Genomic DNA, 19,265 nt, shown 5'->3' with positions numbered 1-19,265 from the left:
CTTTGAGCATATCGCTACCCTACCTTTACCCGCACAATAAGCCTGCTTGCACCTGACGATCAATTGATGTAGAGTCGTGGGTGCACTAGTCAGGTTTAGCTTTTCTTCTTTCCCTTATTTATTCAACTCTGGTAGGATATGCGACATCTATTTACGTGTCTATTTGTCTTTATGACGGGCTTAGCCAGCCTGTTGGCTCAGGCCCAAACTCAACTCCCAGAGCGTGATGCGCGCCGGGATCGACCCCGCAGCCAGCCGGTACCTGCCCTGCTGAAGCGAGCTACTGCCCCAGCTAAAGCCACCATCACACGGCCAGTGCCTAATAGTCGGCTGGCCGCTGCCACAACGCAAACCTTTATCTACTCAGGGCAAATCGTCACCTGGACCGTACCCGCTGGGGTGACCTCCCTGACGATTGAAGCACGTGGGGCTCAAGGGGCAAATAATGGTAATTCAACCTACCCAGCTGGTAAAGGAGCCATCATCACCGGCACGGTAGCGGTTACCCCAGGTCAGCAGCTTAGCATTCTGGTAGGCCAGCAACCAGTTACTAGCGGCTTCAATGATGCTGGTGGCGGCACTTTCGTCGTTTCAGGCACTAACCAGCCGTTAATCATCGCAGGTGGCGGAGGGGGAGGGGGAAATGTTGATTCTGATCTAAAGCATGGACAGGCAGGCACCAGCGGAGGAGCGGGTGCTGGCGGAGGTGGCGCTGGCGGAACCGACGGACAGGGGGGCAAGTCGGTAAGCACTTATGGAGCGGGTGGAGGCTTGCTGACCGATGGAGAAGGAAATAATAATCGTGTTGGCAAGGCGTTCGTTAACGGCGGCGGTGGAAGCGGCGATGGATCTGCAGGTTTCGGCGGTGGTGGTTTTGGAAATAGATTCAATATTGGCGGTGGCGGAGGGGGCTACTCGGGTGGTGGTGCCGGAGGTACTCAAAGTGTTTATGGCGTTGGTGGGGGTGGCGGCTCGTTCAACGCGGGCACCAACCCAAGCAGCAAGACCGGTGCTACGGATGGCAACTCAGGCAGTGGGCTGGTGATTATTTCCTATGTCCAAACGCTGCCTATTTGCTACGTCAAGCAGGACGGCACGGGTGACGGCTCTTCGTGGGCCAATGCCTCAGGTGATTTACAGTCTATGATCAACGCCGAAGGTGTGGAGCAGGTCTGGGTGGCCGGGGGACGCTACCAGCCCGCTGCTGGAGCCAGCTTTGCCATGAAGACAGGGGTAGCCATCTATGGAGGCTTTGTAGGCACAGAGAGCAGCCTGGGTGAGCGTCCTTCGGTCAACCCCATTAGTAGCGGGCCTTCTTCCAGTACGCTGGCGGGCAACGGCTCCAGTGTCATCCGTAACCCTCAAGGGCTGACCAACAGTGCCCTCTTGGATGGCTTTGTCATTACCGGGGGCAACGCTACTGTACCGAGTAGCCTCCTTGACTATGGCGGGGGTATCTTCAACTTTAACAGCAGCCCCACTATAAGCAACTGTCTCTTTCAGGGTAATACGGCTAGAACAGGCGGGGCCCTCTTCAATAGCAACAACAGCAACCTTAGACTGATCAACTGTCTCTTTCAGGGCAATACGGCTGACAACGGCGGAGGTATCTACAATGATGGCGGCAACCATAGCTTGACCAACTGTATCTTTCATGGCAATACGGCGACTAACCAACGGGGCGGGGCCCTCTTCAATAGGAACAACAGCAGCCTGAGCTTAAGCAACTGTCTCTTTCAAGGCAATACGGCTGGAATAGGCGGGGGCATTTACAGTCAGGACAGCAGTGAACCTAGCTTGACCAACTGTACCCTGACCCGGAACCGAGCCACTCAAGGAGCCGCTCTGTATAACTCATCCAGCCAAGCAACTCTGACCAACACCATCCTATGGGACAATGAGGAAGCCACCGATAATGCCATTGTCAATTTCAACAACAACGGTATTATAGCCAACTACTGCCTGATTGGCCAAGGTGAGACTAGTTACTCAGGCACTGAGAACAAAGTAGCTACCCGCTCACCGTTCGTCTCCGAGACGGACCTGCGGCTCAACAGCTGCTCTCAGGCTCTTAACACCGGTGAACCGTCCAGCACCACCGCTACCAGCGGAGCCACCGATCTGGCCGGCCAGCCCCGCATCTACGGGCCTCGTATCGACATAGGCGCTTATGAGTACCAGAGCAATCCTACAGTTATTAACTTAACCAATCCTACAGTGACCACGGCTACGGTTGGTCAGTACTTCAGCCAATCCTTCTCAGCGAGTGGTGGACAAACTCCCTACAGCTATACGGTAGTGAGTGGCAACTTACCAGACGAGCTGAGCCTGTCTTCGGCTGGCCTGTTGGCGGGCACCCCTACCCAAAGTGGCAGTTACTCGGTTATCGTGCAAGCCCAGACGGAACAGGGTTGCACGGGCCTGAGTGCAGTCTACAGCCTGACTGTCAGCTACCCCATCCCGACCATTACGAGCTTTGGGGCTAGTCCCAACCCCGTCTGTGCGGGCAGTCCGCTGACCTTCACGGCTACGGTAGCCAACTACTCGGGCAGCTACAGCTACACCCTGACCAACGGGGTGGGCACCCCCATATCGGGTAGCTCGATTAGTGGCGCTTTCAGTCAGAGCTTGGTGGCTACTGGCTCAATCCCTCAGAACTATACGCTGCTGGTCAGCAGCCAGGGCCAGCAGGCTACGGCCACGACCAGTCCCAGTGTGAACCCACTACCACAAGTTTCTCTAACCAGCAGTGGTACGCTGACCTGCGCTCAAACCAGCGTCAACCTGCTGGCAACAGGAGGAGATCAGGGAGCCGGCTATCGCTTTAATGGGCCGGGGCAGTTCTCCCAAACCGGTTTTAGCCCCACCGCCAGCGTGACCAATGCCGGAATCTACTCGGTGACGGTAATCAACAGTACAGGCTGCTCAGCTACGGCCACTGCAGAGGTAACAGCCAACACAAGTGCCCCTGAGAATGTGACCTTGACCAACAACGGTCCTCTCTCCTTTACCAATGCCAGCGTAATGCTAACGGCTACGGGCGGTGAGGGCTACAGCTATAGCTTTAGCCAGGGCACTCAACAGGTCAATGGCAATACGGCCCGGGTAACCACAGCGGGTGTCTACTCAGTAACCGTTACTCGGCAAGACAACAACTGTGCAGCTACGGCTTCCACGACGGTACTAGGGGGCAATAACCCTACCGTGTGTAGAGGTGGAACGGCCGTAATCAGTGTAGCCGTTAGTGGTGCTCCGGTCAAGTACGAGTGGTACAAGAATACGCTTACCAGTCCTAAGCTGATGGAGACTCCTCAACTGTTCAGGGGTACAGCAACATCGAGCTTAACGCTGATCAATGCTCAGACTAACACGCAAGGCAACTTCTATCTGAAAACAACTGATCAATCTGGTACCGTGACCATCTACGGCCCGTATCGTTTAACGGTGGATGCGAGTTGCCGGGCTCGGGAAGTGGCTAGTCTGGAGACGCCTTTACAGGTCGAGCTAGCGCCTAACCCGATTCAACAGGATCGACTCAGAGCTATTGTACGCGGTGCTGAGGGGCGTTCGTTACAGATTGAGTTGGTTGATCTAAATGGTAAGTCAGTCCGTCAGCAGCACTGGCAGCAAGCCGAAAGCGGGCAGGTCATTGACTGGGATATGCAGGGGCAAGCTAGTGGAGTATATCTCTTGCAGGTGGTGATTGAAACGGGTAACGGTGTGCCAGCCCAACGACAGACCATGAAGGTGGTTAAACCCTAACTCAACAATCAATTATAAAAAGCCCGACCGGTCTGGTAGTCGGGCTTTTTTATGCACTTTACCTCCACTTAGTGTCTACGATGTTCTAATGCTTAGATGACTTGCTGAGCGGTAGAGTGCCTTAATTCTATAGCTTCTAATTCACAGTGAAGCTTTTTTAGGGTAGGTTGTGACACCTTTACATACAATCAATTACTACAGCTAGGCGAAACCACCACTCTATTGGGGCGTAATTTCCTGCTTCTTTAGTAAGTTTATACCTAAGAAACAGGTGTCTGCTAATAGACCATGTCCCGGTTTTTCTTGCTGTATATTCATAGAATACTTGTTCTTTTCTGCCTGTGGCCGCTGTTGACTCTGGCTCAATCGCCTAAAATCAAACAGGGATCAGCCCAGCGTGGCCAGCAGGACGCCTTTCTGCACCGCTTGGAACGAGCTATGCCCGCTAACCGGGTGATTAGCCTGTTCAACTATTTCGACACCTGCGCCGCCATCATCCACGACTCTACCCAGGCCGTTAGACTCTTAAATCGGGTCGATGCCCTGGCCGAACAGATCAACGATACCCAACTCAGCCGGTATGCCCGGCTGGTACGCAATACCCGCGCTAAACTTGACCCTAATCTCACGTACGGTCAGAAAGCCGAACTTTTTCTGGCAACGGGTCGACGGGCCGAGGCCGATGATGACCCGGAAATTGCGGCCGTCTGCCTACACTTTGCCGGGCAGTATTACTTTTTTAATGAAGAATACGGTCGGGCCTTTGAATACCTGCTGGCGGCTAACGGGGATTTTCAAAACGTGGGCTATAACAAGGTGCCTGGCATCAGCCGCTATCTTCATGAGCTTGCCGCCCGGTATTATCATTTCAAGGAGTACGATAAAGCGATTGCCTTACTGACCGAGACAGCCCGCTACCCTATCTATGACAACAGCACTGCGTTTCATACGTTCAACACGTTAGGCATGGTGTACATCAACCGGGGTCGGGAAACTAACCGCCCCGGCGACGGTCCGCTGTCCGAAAAGGCATTCCTGAAAGCCATTCGAGTCGCTTCTGCTCATAAAGATTCGTTATTGATTGGCATTGCAGCCGGTAATCTGGGTACGCAGTATACACTTCAGAACCGGTGGCCGGAAGCACTGCGTTCCTATAAACTGGCGTATGAGCTGACCCGCCGATTTGGCAATCGACGTGAATCGCCGGATGGTGAGGTTCGGCGAATCGCGAATGTGTTTTTTCAGCTGGGTCAGTTAGATAGCTGCCGGTTTTATCTCGCCTTATCAGAGAAATTCAGACGGCTGAATCGGCGAAATAATGTCCGTGACGGTCTGGACGATGAGTACAATCGGATGAATTACTACGATGTAGCCCGGCGCTATCATCAGGCCACGGGAAATTTAGCCCAGGCCTACCAGTACTCAGACAGTGTGATAACGCTGCGGGAGCGCATTAACAAGCGCTACAATGCCGACCGGATGTCACTGGTTAACCAAAAACTGCTGATTCAGCAGCACCAGGCGGAGGTAAGGGCCATTGAGCAGCAGAAAGCTACGCAGCGGAGGCAGTTCTGGTTTGTGGCGCTGGCGCTGGCACTGACGGCAGGGCTGTTTTTGCGACTCTATCAGTTGTCCCGACTCAAACGGCGGCAGGAAGCGGTCATCAATGCCGAACGCGAAAAGTCGCTGCGCTTGGAAAAACAGGTAGTTGAGCACCAGCTCCAGCAAGCCACGGCCAGCCTGTCTCAATTTATGGACAACCTGCGGGAGAAAAACACGCTTATCGATGCTATTTCCGCCGAACTTGCCCAACTCTCGGCTGCCGGCGACGCGGTGCAATCGGCTGAACCCTTACAGCAAACTCAGCAGCATCTACTCAATTCGAGCCTGCTCACTCACGACGACTGGCACGAGTTTCGACAGCGGTTTGACCGGGTACATCCTTACTTCTTTGCGCAGCTTCGTGAGCAATTTGCCGGTATCAGCCCGGCTGAAGAACGGTTGTTGGCCCTCTCGAAACTGCGGGTCGATACCCGACAAATGAGCCGGATGCTGGGCATATCGCCCGACTCGATCCGCAAAACCCGGTACCGGCTGCGCAAGAAGCTGACGCAGCATGGCCAGTCCTCGCTGCTGGAGTTGCTTAGCGAAACTCCGGGAGTCGCATGAAAATCTCTCATTATCAATTGGTTGATAATTTGTCCATGCGTTTGTCCACGCGTGTTTTTTTGTAAAAGGGAAGGGAAGCGCTTGCTTTAGGGCATCAACTCAAGCTCATGTTAATGAACCGCTTCTTTCTTTGTTCCCCAAGGCATACCAACCAGATTCTGTTCACATGGCTGCTTTAGGTTTGTCGCCCTACCTGGATCAGGATCAATGCCCACTATCAAATGACTTTGATCAGGTAGTCTAGCCTAACCAAGTCGATGTAAACATCTCCCCAGAGAAAGGTACCGGTTCAGCTGTAGATCCAGTCAGTAGTGGTGACGCTACCTCGTTCAGTTAATCTTCACTTAGTTCTTTACCCAACATTTAAATTGTATGCGACACGTTCTTACGGTTCTTTTCCTAGTCACATGCTGGCTCAGCCTATCGGCCCAAACCCGATTACCACAGCTAGAGCGTCGGAATGCAACACCAGCGACTACATCGGGTCAGCTGAAGCGAGTTACTGCCCCAGCTAAAGCCACCATCACACGGCCTCTGCCCAATGGTCGGCTAGCGGCTGCCACCTCGCAGACCTTTACCTACTTAGGGCAAATCGTCACCTGGACCGTGCCCGCTGGTGTGACCTCCCTGACCATTGAAGCCAGAGGGGCTGAGGGAGGGAAAAGTCCGGATTCAAATTTTCCCGCTGGCAAAGGAGCCATCATTACCGGCACCGTTTTGGTCACTCCCGGCCAGTCGCTGAGCATTCTGGTAGGGCAGAAACCAGTTAATGACGCCAATGGGGGTGGTGGTGGCACATTCGTCATTTCAGGCGCTAACCAGCCCCTAGTCATCGCGGGTGGCGGAGGGGGTGGTGGAGTTGATAACGATTCGGATCAAAAGCATGGACAGGCGGGCACCAGCGGAGGAGCGGGGGCTGGCGGGGGCGGTGCTGGCGGAACCGATGGACAGGGGGGTAAATCATTAAGCCTTTTGGGAGCTGGTGGCGGCTTGCGCACCGACGGAGGGAGTACCGGTAATTATGGTGGCAAGGCGTTCGTCAACGGGGGCGCCGGTGGCACCAATGGTAATGGTATTGGAGGTTTCGGCGGTGGTGGTTTTGGAGGTCTCATCGCTTATGGTGGTGGTGGTGGCGGCTACTCGGGTGGCGGTGCCGGGGGAACTAGAAAAACCCCTTCTGCCGGCGGTAGTGATTATGGCGTTGGTGGCGGTGGGGGTTCGTTCAATGGGGGCACTAATCCGAGCAGCAAGACCGGTGCTACGGATGGCAACTCGGGCAATGGGTTGGTGATCATCTCCTATGAAGTAATCTTGCCGATTCGCTACGTTAAGCAAGGTGGTACGGGTGACGGCTCTTCCTGGCAGCAGGCCAGTGGCAACTTGCAGGCCATGATCAACGCCGAAGGCGTACAACAGGTCTGGGTAGCTGGGGGGCGCTACCAGCCTGCTGCCAATAGCAGCTTTGCCATGAAGGAAGCCGTAGCCATCTATGGGGGCTTTGTCGGCACAGAGAGTAGTTTAAGTGAACGCCCTGCGGTCATTCCCGTCAGTGGTCAGCCCTCCTCCAGTACACTGGCCGGCAACGGCAACAGTGTCATTATCAATCCTACTGATCTGACGAACAGTGCCCGACTGGACGGCTTTGTTATCACTGGAGGTAACGCTGTCGATGGCGGAGGCATCTTTAATGCTTACAGCAACCCCATCATTAGTAACTGTGTCTTACAGGCCAATACAGCTTCGAGGTTTGGCGGGGGGATCGCCATTGCTTATAGCAACCCCAGCCTAGTCAACTGTGTCATACAGACTAATAACGCGGAGGGGGGCGGAGGCATCGCCAATATTAACAGCAATCCCAACCTAATCAACTGTGTCTTACAGGCCAATACGGCTATTGAGTATGGAGGGGGCGTCCTTAATGCTAGCAACAGCAGTCCTAGCTTGACTAACTGTGTCTTACAGGCCAATACGGCTAACTCTGGCGGAGGAATTTATAATTTTGAAAACAGTCCCAGCTTAATCAACTGCATCCTAAGCCAGAACCGGGCCGGTGCAGGAGCCGCTCTGTCCAACGAATTTAGTAGTCAGCCATCTATGATCAACACTATCCTGTGGGATAATCAGGAATCGATCGATAATGCCATTGTCAATACCAACAACAGCAGCGTAACAGCCAATTACTGCCTGATTGGAGAAGGCGAGAGGGACTACGCAGGCACAGGTAACCTAGTAGCCACCCGCTCGCCGTTCCTATCCGCGACGGATCTGCGGCTCAACCCTTGCTCTGAGGCCATCAACACGGGTGATCCAGCCAGCACCACTGCCACCAGCGGAGCCACTGATCTGGCCGGTCAGCCTCGTATCTTTGGGGGCCGCATCGACATCGGTGCTTATGAGTATCAGGCCAACCCCACTCAACTTGTGGTGAGCCTGGCCAACAGTGGACCTTTGTCCTTTACCAACGCCACCGTAACGCTAACGGCTACAGCTGGGCAAGGCTACAGTTACAGCTTTAGCCAGGGCACTCAACAGCCGACGGGCAACACGGCCAGGGTGACTACGCCGGGCATCTACTCGGTGACGGTTATCAGTAGTGAGGGCTGTACGGCAACGGCCTCCACAACGGTACTGGGCGGCAACAACCCAACGGTGTGTCGAGGTGGAACAGCGGTGATCATCGTAACTGTAGGAAGCGGTGTGGTGAAGTACGAGTGGTACAAGAACAGCCTGACCAGCCCCAAGCTGATGGAGACCCCCCAGCTGTTCCGGGGTACGGCAACGTCAAGCCTGACGCTCATCAACGCCCAATCGAATACCCAGGGCAACTTCTATCTGAAAACGACCGATCAATCAGGGACCGTCACTGTATACGGCCCCTATCGCTTGACGGTTGACGCCAACTGTCGGGCTCGGGAAGTGGCTCAGGTAGAGATCCCGTCACAAGTGGAGCTAGCTCCAAACCCGATTCAACAAGATCGACTGCGGGCTATCGTACGGGGTGCAGAAGGCCGTTCATTGCAGGTGGATTTGGTTGATTTGAGCGGCAAGCCGGTACGTCAGCAGCGCTGGCAGCAGGCCGAGGCTCATCACGTCATTGATTGGGATATGCAAACTCAAAGCTCAGGTATGTACTTGTTGCAGGTGGTCAGTGAAGCGGGGAACGGTGTTGCTGCTCAGCGGCAGAGTGTAAAGGTGGTCAAGCCGTAAGACTATAAAGATTATTAATTAAAGCCCTCTACCCGCGATCATACAGGTAGGGGGCTTTTTCTAGTTAGGCTACGTTGAGAATATAGCCAAAGCTAGGGTATCGTTGCTCTGTTTCTGGATGGATGGGTTTAAAAGTGTGTCAGGCCCACATTTAGAGCAGGATAGGCGAAGTTCTTTTTTCGGACTTCGTGTACGTCGTCAAATGAAAGTGGACAAAAGGGGTGAAAAGGGGAAGGGACAATTCAGTAATCGCACCGGCGACCCGGTTGTTTCACTCAAATCACCTTGGTTATGTCCAATTCAGTCAAAAAATCGCCTCCCAACCCTTCTAAAACGGCACAATCTGCTTCAACTACCTCCGAACGTAAGCCAGCTCTATCCATTATCAAAGACATTCAGCCGGACGCCGGCGCGGGACAAACCCGACGCCAATACTCCGCTGAGGAAAAAATTGGCACCGGCCACCCGGCGTATTGTTCTGGAAGGCTTGCAAGGAGAACAGTCGGTGGCCGAAATCTGTCGGCGGGACGGGCTCAACACCAATATCTACTACCGCTGGATCGGACTGCCGAAGCAGCAAGGAGTTTCTCGAAGCGGGTAAAAAGCGATTGGCCGGCGATACCACCCGAGACGCTACCGCGCCCGAAGTACAATCCATCAAGTCCGAAAATGAGGCTCTCAAACAACTGGTGGCCGAATTGAGCCTAGAAAATAGGGTATTAAAAAAAAGGTGGTCCGCCACCGCGGCTCAAGGCCGACGACTAATCGCTACCATCACATGACTCAGTCTGAGAAAATGCGGGGGCGCCCGTGCGGAAATCATTACACTGGTCGAGCAGTCGTCGTTGAGCGTTAAAGCCACCTTGAAGGAGTTAGGCATCAATCGATCTACCTTTTATGAGTGCCGGGCCGCCGGTGCGGTACAAACGATACTTACATGATGGCTTTGATGGCTTGGCCGATCCGACTTATCGTCGTACCAGTGCTTGGAACCAGTTACCACCCGCTGAAAAAGGGCGCGTTGTTGAACTAGCTTTCGAACGACCCGATCTGTCTTGCCGGGAATTGGCCTGCTATATTGATGATAATGAAGGCTGCGGGGCCGCCCGTGCGGTTTGTCTCGGAGTCTACGGTTTATCGTATCCTGAAAAGTCGGGGCTTAATCACAACCCCAGCTTATCGACTTATGGAAGCGGCTGACAGCCCTGATGTAACGGAATTTCTCCATCAGGGTTCCCCGCCCTTGCTGGTCACCTTCGGTAGCATGCCACTGGCTACCAAATTGAACATGCAGCAAGCCATAATCAAGTTGAGTAAGCAATTAAACACCCGGATAATCCTTATCAAAGGCTGGAGATTTGAAAGCACCACTGATTTGGAGCCGCATAAAACCATCAAAATCATTGAGTCTGCCCCGTATGAAAAATTACTTCCTTTGATGAAAGCAGCGGTTCATCATGGTGGAATTGGCACAATGGCGGAATGCCTGCGAGCGGGAATACCGTTCCTAACCTGTCCTGTGCTTTATCCGATGGGTGACCAACATTTCTGGGGCCAATTGGTTTATCAAAAAGGCTGCGCCCTCAAACCGATACCCCTAAAGAAACTTACCGAAAGTCAGTTAATTGCTGGCGTCAACGAACTGCTGACCAAAAAAAACCTTCATCGTAGCAGCCGACAAATGGCCGAACTGCTCCAAAGCGAGAATGGGATTGAGAACGCTATTACCCTGATTGAAATGCCAATTCTGCCTCTGTAATAACAAAACCTGATCCGGCCGATTCTAAAGTTTGTATTATCAGACGAAAGATAGCGTTCGCAGGAAAACACTTGTTTATCAAGTAACAAGATCAGAAATCATATAATGATGACGAATGGTCTTGCTACCTTTTACTGGACACAGTCATAAGCACGTTTTACAGTATTGCCCAGTAAAAAGCAGCTGGTTCAATCTTAGTAATATACTATTTTAGTAATAGAATTCTTGCTACTTATCTTAGCTATGTTTGTTGCTTTAGTGCAAAAGATGAATCAACTCTTATTCGTTCATGAAAACGCTTCATTAAGTGAACTGGTATAGCAATCTGATTTGATTATCAGCTTAAGGTGGTTGAATTGAAAACGGTCAGCGTTATAAGCCTAACTTCATGGCTGCGTTGTGTTTTATCACCTGCTGGACGCGGGTATAGCGGTCAATCATGGTCCGGGTGCGGTGCTTAGTCTGCTGCATGATCTGGGAGTCATCGGCCCCATTAATCTTGGCGATGGTCACAAACGAAGCTCGTAGGGAGTGGGCAGAATAGTCGTCACCCAGGTATAGCTTTACTGTACGGGCCACTTGTTTGTCTGACAGTCGGTTGGTGGTGACTTGTTCGCCTTTGCGGATGCGGACAAATAGAGGCCCCGTTGTTCGCTCCAGTATCTGCATATAATCCTGCAGGGCCCGCACCGGACAGGTATCAGGATCAGGACTAAAAAAGAGGGCTTTCTGCTCGATTTTTCCGTACTGGTTGGTTTTACTGCCCCGGTAGCTGAGGATCGCCCCCTGGCGGGTGAACTGAACCCCCTCGATATCGAGTGCTACTAGCTCTGAGCGCCGGAAGGCACCGGCGAAACCTACCAGCAGCAGGGCCCGGTCGCGCATACCCGTTGGCGTGGGCGGAATGGGCCGCACCTGGTCTTTATAATCGTGGATGTCAAAAGCGGGTGCCTGCGTGGCTTCGGTACCGATACTGCGCTTAATGCCTTCCAGGACTACGCGCACGGTCTCATCAGCTGACGGGTCGGGGTGTTTATGTAACCGGTGCCACTTGCGGATGGCGGCCAGCCGGCGTGACAGAGTAGCCCATTTGTGATTCGTGGCCTGATCGGATAAATAGGTGGCCAACGTAGCCGGGCTGATGGGCAAATCATCGATCCCTTGCTGGCTCAGCCAATGCCGCAACTGCTGGATGTCGGCGGAATAAGCGATGCGGGTGTTGGGGGCCCCTTCAATGCCCTTGCGAAAGTAGTTGGCCGTTTGCTGAGTAAGCTGCTCTGCTGAAGAGACCAAGGCCGTCTTCTGCTGACGGGGGCTGACACGAAGCATGGACGATTTCTTCATAAAGACTGTCGATTTTGACGCAATATACAGATCCACTGATTACGTCCAATAATATTAAATTATTGGACGTAATACATGAAAGTTAAATTGTAACACAACTCACGTCCGGAAAATCATTATACTTATTTCTTTGTCAGTGTGATCGTGTAAACGTAAGTATTACTATCTATGGAAGAATTGTACTCCGTGCGGTACCACGTCATCTGTCCAGATTGCTGATTTGTGACCGTGTAAAGAAGTGTATCATACAGCCCCTCGACATACAACTGCTGTCTGTCAACTCGCCAATTGGCGGTGGTAAAACCAAAGATCGTGGATACTGTCGTTTGACACGCTGACGAAGACGTAAGCCGGACTACGTGATCACTGGTAAATTCGTAACGAGTGGGTTCAACGCAATCTTTTCCAATGATCTGTTTGTACAGGTTTAAAACATCCGTTGTTGCCCCATATGTTGGCGACTGGACCGCCGGATCAGCTGTAATGCCTGTGATTTGCCAGCTACCCAGTAATTGAGCTGCATTAAGTATTGGTGCGGCATCCTCACTTGACTTATTACAACCAATAAGCCCGAACCATACCAGCACGTAGGCAGCAAAATACTTTTTCATGAAAACCTAACTAAGAAGACTATTCAGCTTTAGCCTTCTTATCTTTTTTGAATAGTACGCCGGCGATGTACCGAGTGGGTGTCGTTTTTACGTCAACCATCCCTTTTTGAATCATTACATCCAGTCGGATAAACTCCTGTAGCAAGAGTTCATTATTGATTATGTCGCGCATCTGAGCAGTGGTAAATCGATACTGTTGTAACATGATCTGCGAAGCTTTACTACGCAGATTTTCCGTGGGTTGGGCATATACACTATCTAGTTCTTCGTTGAACGCATCAAACGCCTTATTGTCTTTACGGGCCTGCCGCCGAATCGTAAAGATCAGATTCGCGATGAATCGTCCTTCACGTTTTTCGGTAACAAATACTTCTATATCAGTCTTTTGATTAATTTCATCGATTGACCTAGCGAGTACAGTCTGCTTAAAATTAGACCAGCGTGTGTATTGCTGCGCTTCCAGGTTATTCTTCAGTTCCTCAACACTAACTCGCCAGATACCAGTGTCAAGGTATTTGCACAGACGTGTATATAATAATTGCGAGTATTGACTATTTAAGGACAATGCAGCCTGCAACTGCAGCTTTGTATATCCTTTCGTTAAGTCAATCATGTAAGGAATCAGGTGCTTGTTGATTTCAACAGTCAACGTGCCACGTCTGTATCGGGCCATGGGAAATACAACTATCGAAATAAACTCATGCTGTGCAGGAGAGTCCAGATAAATCTGTCTCGACGTCAGTCGTTGTGCTACCCGTTTGTACGTAGAGTAGTTCACATCAGAGGACGAATTTGAAAGTTGAAGGTCTGCGATTGAAATCTCAAATGTCGGCGATTCATTAGGCGAAGGATCAGTCTGCCCCAGCCGCATAGTCTGAAGCTGCTTTAAATGCTTCAATATGATCCAGTAAACCCGACGTTCCAACAAATCAAAGTTGTTGCGTGAAAGCAACAGACGTAACGGCTCCTGAATATGAACAATTTCTGACATGGCTTGCACATGATTGTTAGGTAAAAATAGAGAATGAATCACGTAAAGCAAGATGGAAACTATCCATAATGTATATAATTTAATAAAAACCTACCTTTATCTTGCTTTTTTCAATAAAAGATCTGATAACCAATAATATACTAAAATAAGAAATTATACAGTTTAAATGTAATATAGTTAAAGATTTAAAAATGTATATAAAATATATTTAAAACTTATAAAAGCATTATGGCTTATATCTTACTTGCTTTAATTCTACTTTGTTCTTGCTCAGATCTACTTTCTTGATGCTTTAATAGTGTAATGTGGATACTTCTTTCTTGCTCGTATCTACTTTTTTAATGCTTAAGCCTACCTGTTTGATGCGTCAATCTACTTATAGCTTGCCTGAACCTACTTCTATATTGCTTTAGTAAATAGAGACACATTTTAGCAAATTGATTATCAGTCTATTATACACGACAAAAAAAGAGCACAAGTATCAATCTTCAAGTTTTCAATTTCAATACAAGTATTTGAAAATAACAAGTTGTAATTGATCAAGAGAGGTCATTAGAGTTAAAGAGATGCTAGACAGGTCAAAAGTTGAGGTCAAATGGTTGAAATTACAGATTAAAAGCATTTGTTTTACTCTGAGAGTAAAACAAATAACAAAATGAAGAAAAATGCTAAACTTTCTCCTGTCAGGTACGAATATCTGCTAACGAAACTGATGGAAGAAATCAATAGAACCCCAAAAATAGAACCTAATCGGGAGCAATGGGATATCGAAGGAAATTGGCAGGATTGCGGAGATATCAACTTTGTAGATAGTCAATACATGTCAAATTTTGCTTTGTGGAGAGACTTTGCTTGTAAGACAATCAAATTAATCAATTACAATAAGCCAGCGGTCCGGATGAGTTTTTTTAGTAAGCACAAATACTGGTTAAAAAAACCGCATGATCTGACCGATGAAGAGCGCTCAGATTATCTGACTGAGCATATCAGCAATTTATATGCTTCTATCCACAAATTACAGGAGTTTAGTGCTACCACTTCCCCATTAGGTCTCGCCGAGATGAACCAGCGGATCGACACTATGCGTCAGGAAATAGAACAATGGCAACTTATTAAGCAACAGCCAACTAGCTATGATTTATCTGTATCAACCTACCAACGAGGGTACGCTTATCTATACATAAACTACAAATTCATGCTTCCGAACGGGGATTATGACAATGAACAGGAACATCTGCTGCATCATACCCGTGATCGCCTGGGTAACGTGACCAAGCAAAAGCAAAACATTGTTTTTGTTAATATGGCTGAAATCAATAGGGTACACCCCCAGCAAAACAAAGAGATCGAGAATTACCTGAAGAAATTTTCGATCAAAAGTTCATTCGGTCCTAAATGGCTTTATGCCCGCCCGCGGATTGAGACAGATGGACAGGCTTCATTTGGATTGAATAATTCAGCAAATGATAATGCCCAGTTAGACCTCTTCAGTGAGTGAAGCACATACAAAAAACTATCTGAAAGCAAGAACAAAGTAGGTTTGCGAAAGGTCACAGTCTCAATACCTACTTCGTTCTTGCTTTACTGATCGTTTGTAAGCTGCAATTGGTAACACAGCTCTTTGTGCCCCAAAAAACCTACTTTTTTGATGCTTTAACTCATGAAGTCAGTTCAGCAACACAGAGGAAGATGCGTTAGTGGCCTTTAAAACGTAATCTAATAATCTATGTTATTCCTTACGAAGGCATAGTAAGCTGGATATACTCCACTATATAGTATTTTAAGGAGAAATAAGCAGCTGTTTTATCACTTTACCAATATGCACCCCTTCTAGTGAAGCATATATCACCTGATAAAGTTGCGTTTAAAACCCGACATTCGTCTTGCTTTAACAGTTATTGAGTCAGGGCATTTCTTAGATTCTTGGCCAAAACATTATGATTTTACCGGCATAGACGAAAGGGAGCGGGGTGCTTTCTTTAACTAGGGGTAGCCTTGTCATACCGCCCGTAAAGTGGTATCTTTATAGTGTTACTTCTGCGCGGCTCCGACGTGTTACTTCGGGCAAGATCAGGATGCGTCAACGCCGACATATCCCCGCTGACCGCATGCAGGTCAGCCAGCCGAACTGTGTTCAACTCACTTTGTTTGGCTCCGGTACAACCGCCCTTTTTTCCTCGCTCGTTACGCTGAGTTTGCCCCAGGTTACGGTAACTGACGCACCAAACTCTGACTGTATTAATACAGATTCGACGGACTCAGTTACTAAAAGGGTACTGAATAGCCGGAATTATCGACTTTCTGCTGAGTGGCTGACTATCAGGACCACGCCGGAACGGATACGAGCTAACATTACGGCAATTCGATTAATGAAGCAGCTTATCGGGCAGAATCGGGAAGCGACTACCAATGAGAAAAATCAGTTAGCAGAGTTTTCCGGCTGGGGCGGTCTGTCATCAGTTTTTGACAAAGAAAACCGGTACGCGTCAATCATTGATGAACTACTAACGACTGAAGAGCGGCAGGCTGCAGCAGCCTCCTGCCTGACTGCTTTCTACACACCGCCGGCTATTACTAAGGCAGTTTGGCAGGCCGTAAAGCAGTTTGGTTTTACAGGAGGCCGGGTACTGGAGCCGGGAGCAGGAATCGGGCATTTCATCGGACTGTCACCCATATCTATCAATGAGCAAACCTCTTGGGTTGGCGTTGAAAAAGATCTAATTGCCGGTCAGATTTTCCAACTACTTTACCCAGACGCTACCATTGAGATAGGCGGTTTGGAGCAGGCCGATTTAGCCTATAACTCATTTGATCTTGTCATCGGAAACGTACCATTCGGAGCATACAGCGTATATGACCGGCAGAATTCTGATTTATCAGCTTACCCGATTCACAACTATTTTATCGGAAAGTCGGCGCGATTAGTAAAGCCGGGTGGCCTACTTGCGCTGATTACATCATCCGGTACACTGGACCAGAGCGAGACAAAATTCCGGCAGTGGCTGAGCCGGGAGGCAGAAACCGAACTGATTGGGGCCATTCGCCTACCTTCCTGCGCTTTCGAGGATTATACCGGCACCAGCGTAACGGCCGATGTACTGTTTTTACGACGACGCAACGGAATAAACCGGCAGTTTGCTGGTCATTCTTTTGAACGTACTGCCAGCGTCCGCAGTCGTGAGGTCGAACAGGATGGAGAACTTTTGACCAACAATCTGACCATCAACGAATATTTTGTCAATCGGCCCGATATGATGCTTGGGCAGATGGTATGGGCGGATGAAGTCGGGAAGGGCGGATTATACCGAGCTGACCGTCCAACGCTCTATCTATCGCAACCCGATGAGCTAGCCGACCGGCTGGGCAAGGCCATCAACCAACTGCCGAAAAAATTTTTATCAGCCACTACCGCAGCGATTGAGCCAAGCTTGCCAAAGGCTGATCCAGAGGTTCAGTTTACGGGCGTCATACGCATTAAAGGACGGGCGTACAGCCAGACGACGATCATAAAGAAATATGTGCGGCTTCGTGATGCTTTAACGACCCTACTGACGGCCGAGCGGAGTCATCAGACCGATAGTGAAATCAGCGCATTACGCGGTCAACTCAATACGCTGTATGACGAATTTACAGCCTTCTTTGGGTTTCTGACCGGTAACCGCCATCTGTCATTCCTGGAAACGTTCGACCCTCAGTTTGCGCGTGTTCAGGCGTTAGAGATTCCCACCAAAAACGAAGGTAAAGTTCGGCTGCATAAAGCAATGATATTCTGCGAACGGGTAGCAACGCCACTCCCCTACCCTACGTCGGCGGCATCGATAGGCGACGCGGTAAATCTGTCAAACTGGTTTCATGGCAATTTGAATCTGTCGGCTATAGCAAAGTGGCTTTCCTTATCCGAAGAGGCTGTTACCGACCAGTTGCTGACCAACGGATTATCGTTTCTCGACCCTCTTACGAGCTGTCTGATTGAACGAAACGCGTATTTGTCAGGTAACGTGCGGCAGAAATTACGCGTAGCCGAAGAAAAGGTGCGCCACGACCCCCGCTACCAGGCAAACGTATACGCCCTACAGCAGGTTGTTCCGCCAACTGTACCGCTTGCCCTGATTTCCTTTGGGTTGGGGTCAGTCTGGTTACCGGATACCCTGATTACCAGCTTTGTGCGGGAAACGCTACAACTACCTGAATTAACAGCCCATTACAATCAGCGAAGCCAGCAGTATGAATTAGATACGCCTACGCACTTCTATTCGTCACTGAATCAGTCGTTGGGGACGTCGCACCGGACAGCTTTGCAACTGATCGAAGCCGCGCTAAACAGTCGCAGCGTTGTCATTACAAAAACCGTTACACAGGACGGCAAAGAACCGCCACGGCCTTTAGGTTTGAAGGCCGGTAAGATTTCCAGATTGGGTAGCTTGCCGATGAATGAAAAACAGAGCGGGCTACCCTATCGCACGGCAAGGTTCCTAGGCCTATGGTCCGATTCAGGCCCCCCTCTGTCTCTATCTGTCCGGCTCGAATAGAAATGTGGGACATCAGGCCCGTTAGTAAGGTATTGAGCGCAAAACAGGTAGGCTTTCGCTAACTCTAAGCTATAAAATCTCATGGACATTCGCTATTTTGTGGGTATCGATATTGCCAAAGCCACCCTGGATTGGGCGGTCTTCGACGGTAAGAAGATAGTACTACAAACCAGCACCGCTAACACCGTCGCAGGTATCAAAACGGCCTTACGGCTGCTGAAAGCCTTGCCCGAGTGGAGACCAGACCTGGGTGTGTTCTGCATGGAGCACACAGGTATTTACAATGCCCATCTGCTCGACTTTCTCCACAAACTCCGTTTGCCCATCTGGTTGGAAAGCAGTTTACAGATCAAGAAAGCCGGGGGGCTTCAACGAGGCAAAACCGATTCAATTGATGCCCAACGCATTGCAGAATACGCGTTTCGTTTTCGCGATCAGCTTCGGTTGTGGGAACCGCCCCGCCAGGTTGTCCAAAAGCTAGCCCTGTTAAGCGCTGTCCGTCAACGCCTTATCAGCGTGTACAACCAGTTGGCTGGCCCTTTGGCTGAACAACAGGGCTTTATCGACCCAGCCTTGCAAAAACAGCTCAGTAAGAGCTGCCAGATATCGCTAACCGCCCTGGAGAAAGATCGAAAGGCAATTGAAAAAGCCATCGGCGTACTTATTGAAGCCGATTCACGCCTGAGCCAACTTTTTGACCTGGTTACCTCGGTTCCCGGCATCGGCACGGCTACCGCTACGGAGATCGTCATTGCTACTAACGAAATGAAAGCCATTACTGACCCCAAGAAGATGGCCGCTTCGGCCTTTAGATTTAGGCCGTTGTACGATTCTAAGATGCGTCGTGTAACTTAGAGATACTCACAGAATGTGAGCGACCAACCCCGGCAGGA

At 50.2% G+C, this 19,265-nt stretch carries 11 protein-coding genes and 1 pseudogene; 9 read left to right on the top strand and 3 right to left on the bottom strand.

What is annotated here, in order from left to right; genetic code table 11:
- Positions 1–138: 138 nt before the first annotated feature.
- The 6 genes and pseudogenes from ACYVIY_RS25120 (at position 139) to ACYVIY_RS25095 (ending at position 10,897) form a co-directional block, all read left to right on the top strand.
- Positions 139–3,762 carry a choice-of-anchor Q domain-containing protein gene (locus tag ACYVIY_RS25120; RefSeq protein ID WP_460979277.1) on the top strand — a complete coding sequence of 1,208 codons (3,624 nt, stop codon included), beginning with the start codon at positions 139–141 and terminating at the stop codon, positions 3,760–3,762.
- A gap of 288 nt (positions 3,763–4,050) precedes the next feature.
- The gene (locus ACYVIY_RS25115) at positions 4,051–5,931 is read left to right on the top strand and encodes a hypothetical protein (RefSeq protein WP_460979276.1); all 1,881 of its coding nucleotides are present in this window, start codon (positions 4,051–4,053) and stop codon (positions 5,929–5,931) included.
- 372 nt (positions 5,932–6,303) lie between these two features.
- Complete coding sequence (locus ACYVIY_RS25110) at positions 6,304–9,138, top strand: choice-of-anchor Q domain-containing protein (RefSeq protein WP_460979275.1); 2,835 nt, start codon at positions 6,304–6,306, stop codon at positions 9,136–9,138.
- Between the two features lie 381 nt (positions 9,139–9,519).
- Positions 9,520–10,037 (top strand): annotated as a pseudogene (locus ACYVIY_RS25105) (transposase); the annotation flags it as partial.
- Positions 10,036–10,338, top strand: coding sequence for a helix-turn-helix domain-containing protein (locus ACYVIY_RS25100; RefSeq protein WP_460979376.1), 303 nt, complete (start codon positions 10,036–10,038; stop codon positions 10,336–10,338). The pseudogene ACYVIY_RS25105 and the gene ACYVIY_RS25100, both read left to right, overlap by 2 nt.
- Positions 10,325–10,897 carry a glycosyltransferase gene (locus tag ACYVIY_RS25095; protein ID WP_460979274.1) on the top strand — a complete coding sequence of 191 codons (573 nt, stop codon included), beginning with the start codon at positions 10,325–10,327 and terminating at the stop codon, positions 10,895–10,897. Before ACYVIY_RS25100 ends, ACYVIY_RS25095 begins: the two co-directional genes overlap by 14 nt.
- Positions 10,898–11,269: 372 nt before the next feature.
- Here the strand turns inward: ACYVIY_RS25095 and ACYVIY_RS25090 are convergent, their stop codons facing one another.
- From ACYVIY_RS25090 to ACYVIY_RS25080, 3 genes are all read right to left on the bottom strand, one after another.
- On the bottom strand, positions 11,270–12,241 hold the full coding sequence (locus ACYVIY_RS25090) for a site-specific integrase (protein ID WP_460979273.1): 972 nt from the start codon (positions 12,239–12,241) through the stop codon (positions 11,270–11,272).
- Positions 12,242–12,363: 122 nt separating this feature from the next.
- Entirely contained in the window at positions 12,364–12,852 is a 489-nt protein-coding gene (locus tag ACYVIY_RS25085; protein ID WP_460979272.1) for a DUF5004 domain-containing protein, read from the bottom strand.
- A 19-nt stretch (positions 12,853–12,871) separates the two neighbouring features.
- Positions 12,872–13,843: a RepB family plasmid replication initiator protein gene (locus ACYVIY_RS25080; protein ID WP_460979271.1), complete on the bottom strand. Its 972-nt coding sequence runs from the start codon at positions 13,841–13,843 to the stop codon at positions 12,872–12,874.
- Positions 13,844–14,498: 655 nt separating this feature from the next.
- Here ACYVIY_RS25080 and ACYVIY_RS25075 point away from each other — a divergent pair.
- The 3 genes from ACYVIY_RS25075 to ACYVIY_RS25065 all read left to right on the top strand — a co-directional run bounded on the left by ACYVIY_RS25075 (position 14,499) and on the right by ACYVIY_RS25065 (position 19,227).
- Positions 14,499–15,341: a hypothetical protein gene (locus ACYVIY_RS25075; RefSeq protein ID WP_460979270.1), complete on the top strand. Its 843-nt coding sequence runs from the start codon at positions 14,499–14,501 to the stop codon at positions 15,339–15,341.
- An 871-nt stretch (positions 15,342–16,212) separates the two neighbouring features.
- The gene (locus tag ACYVIY_RS25070; protein WP_460979269.1) at positions 16,213–18,372 is read left to right on the top strand and encodes an Eco57I restriction-modification methylase domain-containing protein; all 2,160 of its coding nucleotides are present in this window, start codon (positions 16,213–16,215) and stop codon (positions 18,370–18,372) included.
- Positions 18,373–18,453: 81 nt separating this feature from the next.
- Positions 18,454–19,227, top strand: coding sequence for an IS110 family transposase (locus ACYVIY_RS25065; protein WP_460979268.1), 774 nt, complete (start codon positions 18,454–18,456; stop codon positions 19,225–19,227).
- The last annotated feature ends 38 nt before the right edge of the window (positions 19,228–19,265 follow it).

This window comes from Spirosoma knui (assembly GCF_054780635.1).
This window is presented reverse-complemented; position numbering and strand designations above follow the sequence as displayed.

Excerpts from the sequence above, each read along its gene's own strand:
- ACYVIY_RS25120 (WP_460979277.1), top strand. The coding sequence starts at position 139 with ATGCGACATCTATTTACGTGTCTATTTGTCTTTATGACGGGCTTAGCC.
- ACYVIY_RS25115 (WP_460979276.1), top strand. The coding sequence starts at position 4,051 with ATGTCCCGGTTTTTCTTGCTGTATATTCATAGAATACTTGTTCTTTTC.
- ACYVIY_RS25110 (WP_460979275.1), top strand. The coding sequence starts at position 6,304 with ATGCGACACGTTCTTACGGTTCTTTTCCTAGTCACATGCTGGCTCAGC.
- ACYVIY_RS25100 (WP_460979376.1), top strand. The coding sequence starts at position 10,036 with ATGAGTGCCGGGCCGCCGGTGCGGTACAAACGATACTTACATGATGGC.
- ACYVIY_RS25095 (WP_460979274.1), top strand. The coding sequence starts at position 10,325 with ATGGAAGCGGCTGACAGCCCTGATGTAACGGAATTTCTCCATCAGGGT.
- ACYVIY_RS25090 (WP_460979273.1), bottom strand. The coding sequence starts at position 12,241 with ATGAAGAAATCGTCCATGCTTCGTGTCAGCCCCCGTCAGCAGAAGACG.
- ACYVIY_RS25085 (WP_460979272.1), bottom strand. The coding sequence starts at position 12,852 with ATGAAAAAGTATTTTGCTGCCTACGTGCTGGTATGGTTCGGGCTTATT.
- ACYVIY_RS25080 (WP_460979271.1), bottom strand. The coding sequence starts at position 13,843 with ATGTCAGAAATTGTTCATATTCAGGAGCCGTTACGTCTGTTGCTTTCA.
- ACYVIY_RS25075 (WP_460979270.1), top strand. The coding sequence starts at position 14,499 with ATGAAGAAAAATGCTAAACTTTCTCCTGTCAGGTACGAATATCTGCTA.
- ACYVIY_RS25070 (WP_460979269.1), top strand. The coding sequence starts at position 16,213 with ATGAAGCAGCTTATCGGGCAGAATCGGGAAGCGACTACCAATGAGAAA.
- ACYVIY_RS25065 (WP_460979268.1), top strand. The coding sequence starts at position 18,454 with ATGGACATTCGCTATTTTGTGGGTATCGATATTGCCAAAGCCACCCTG.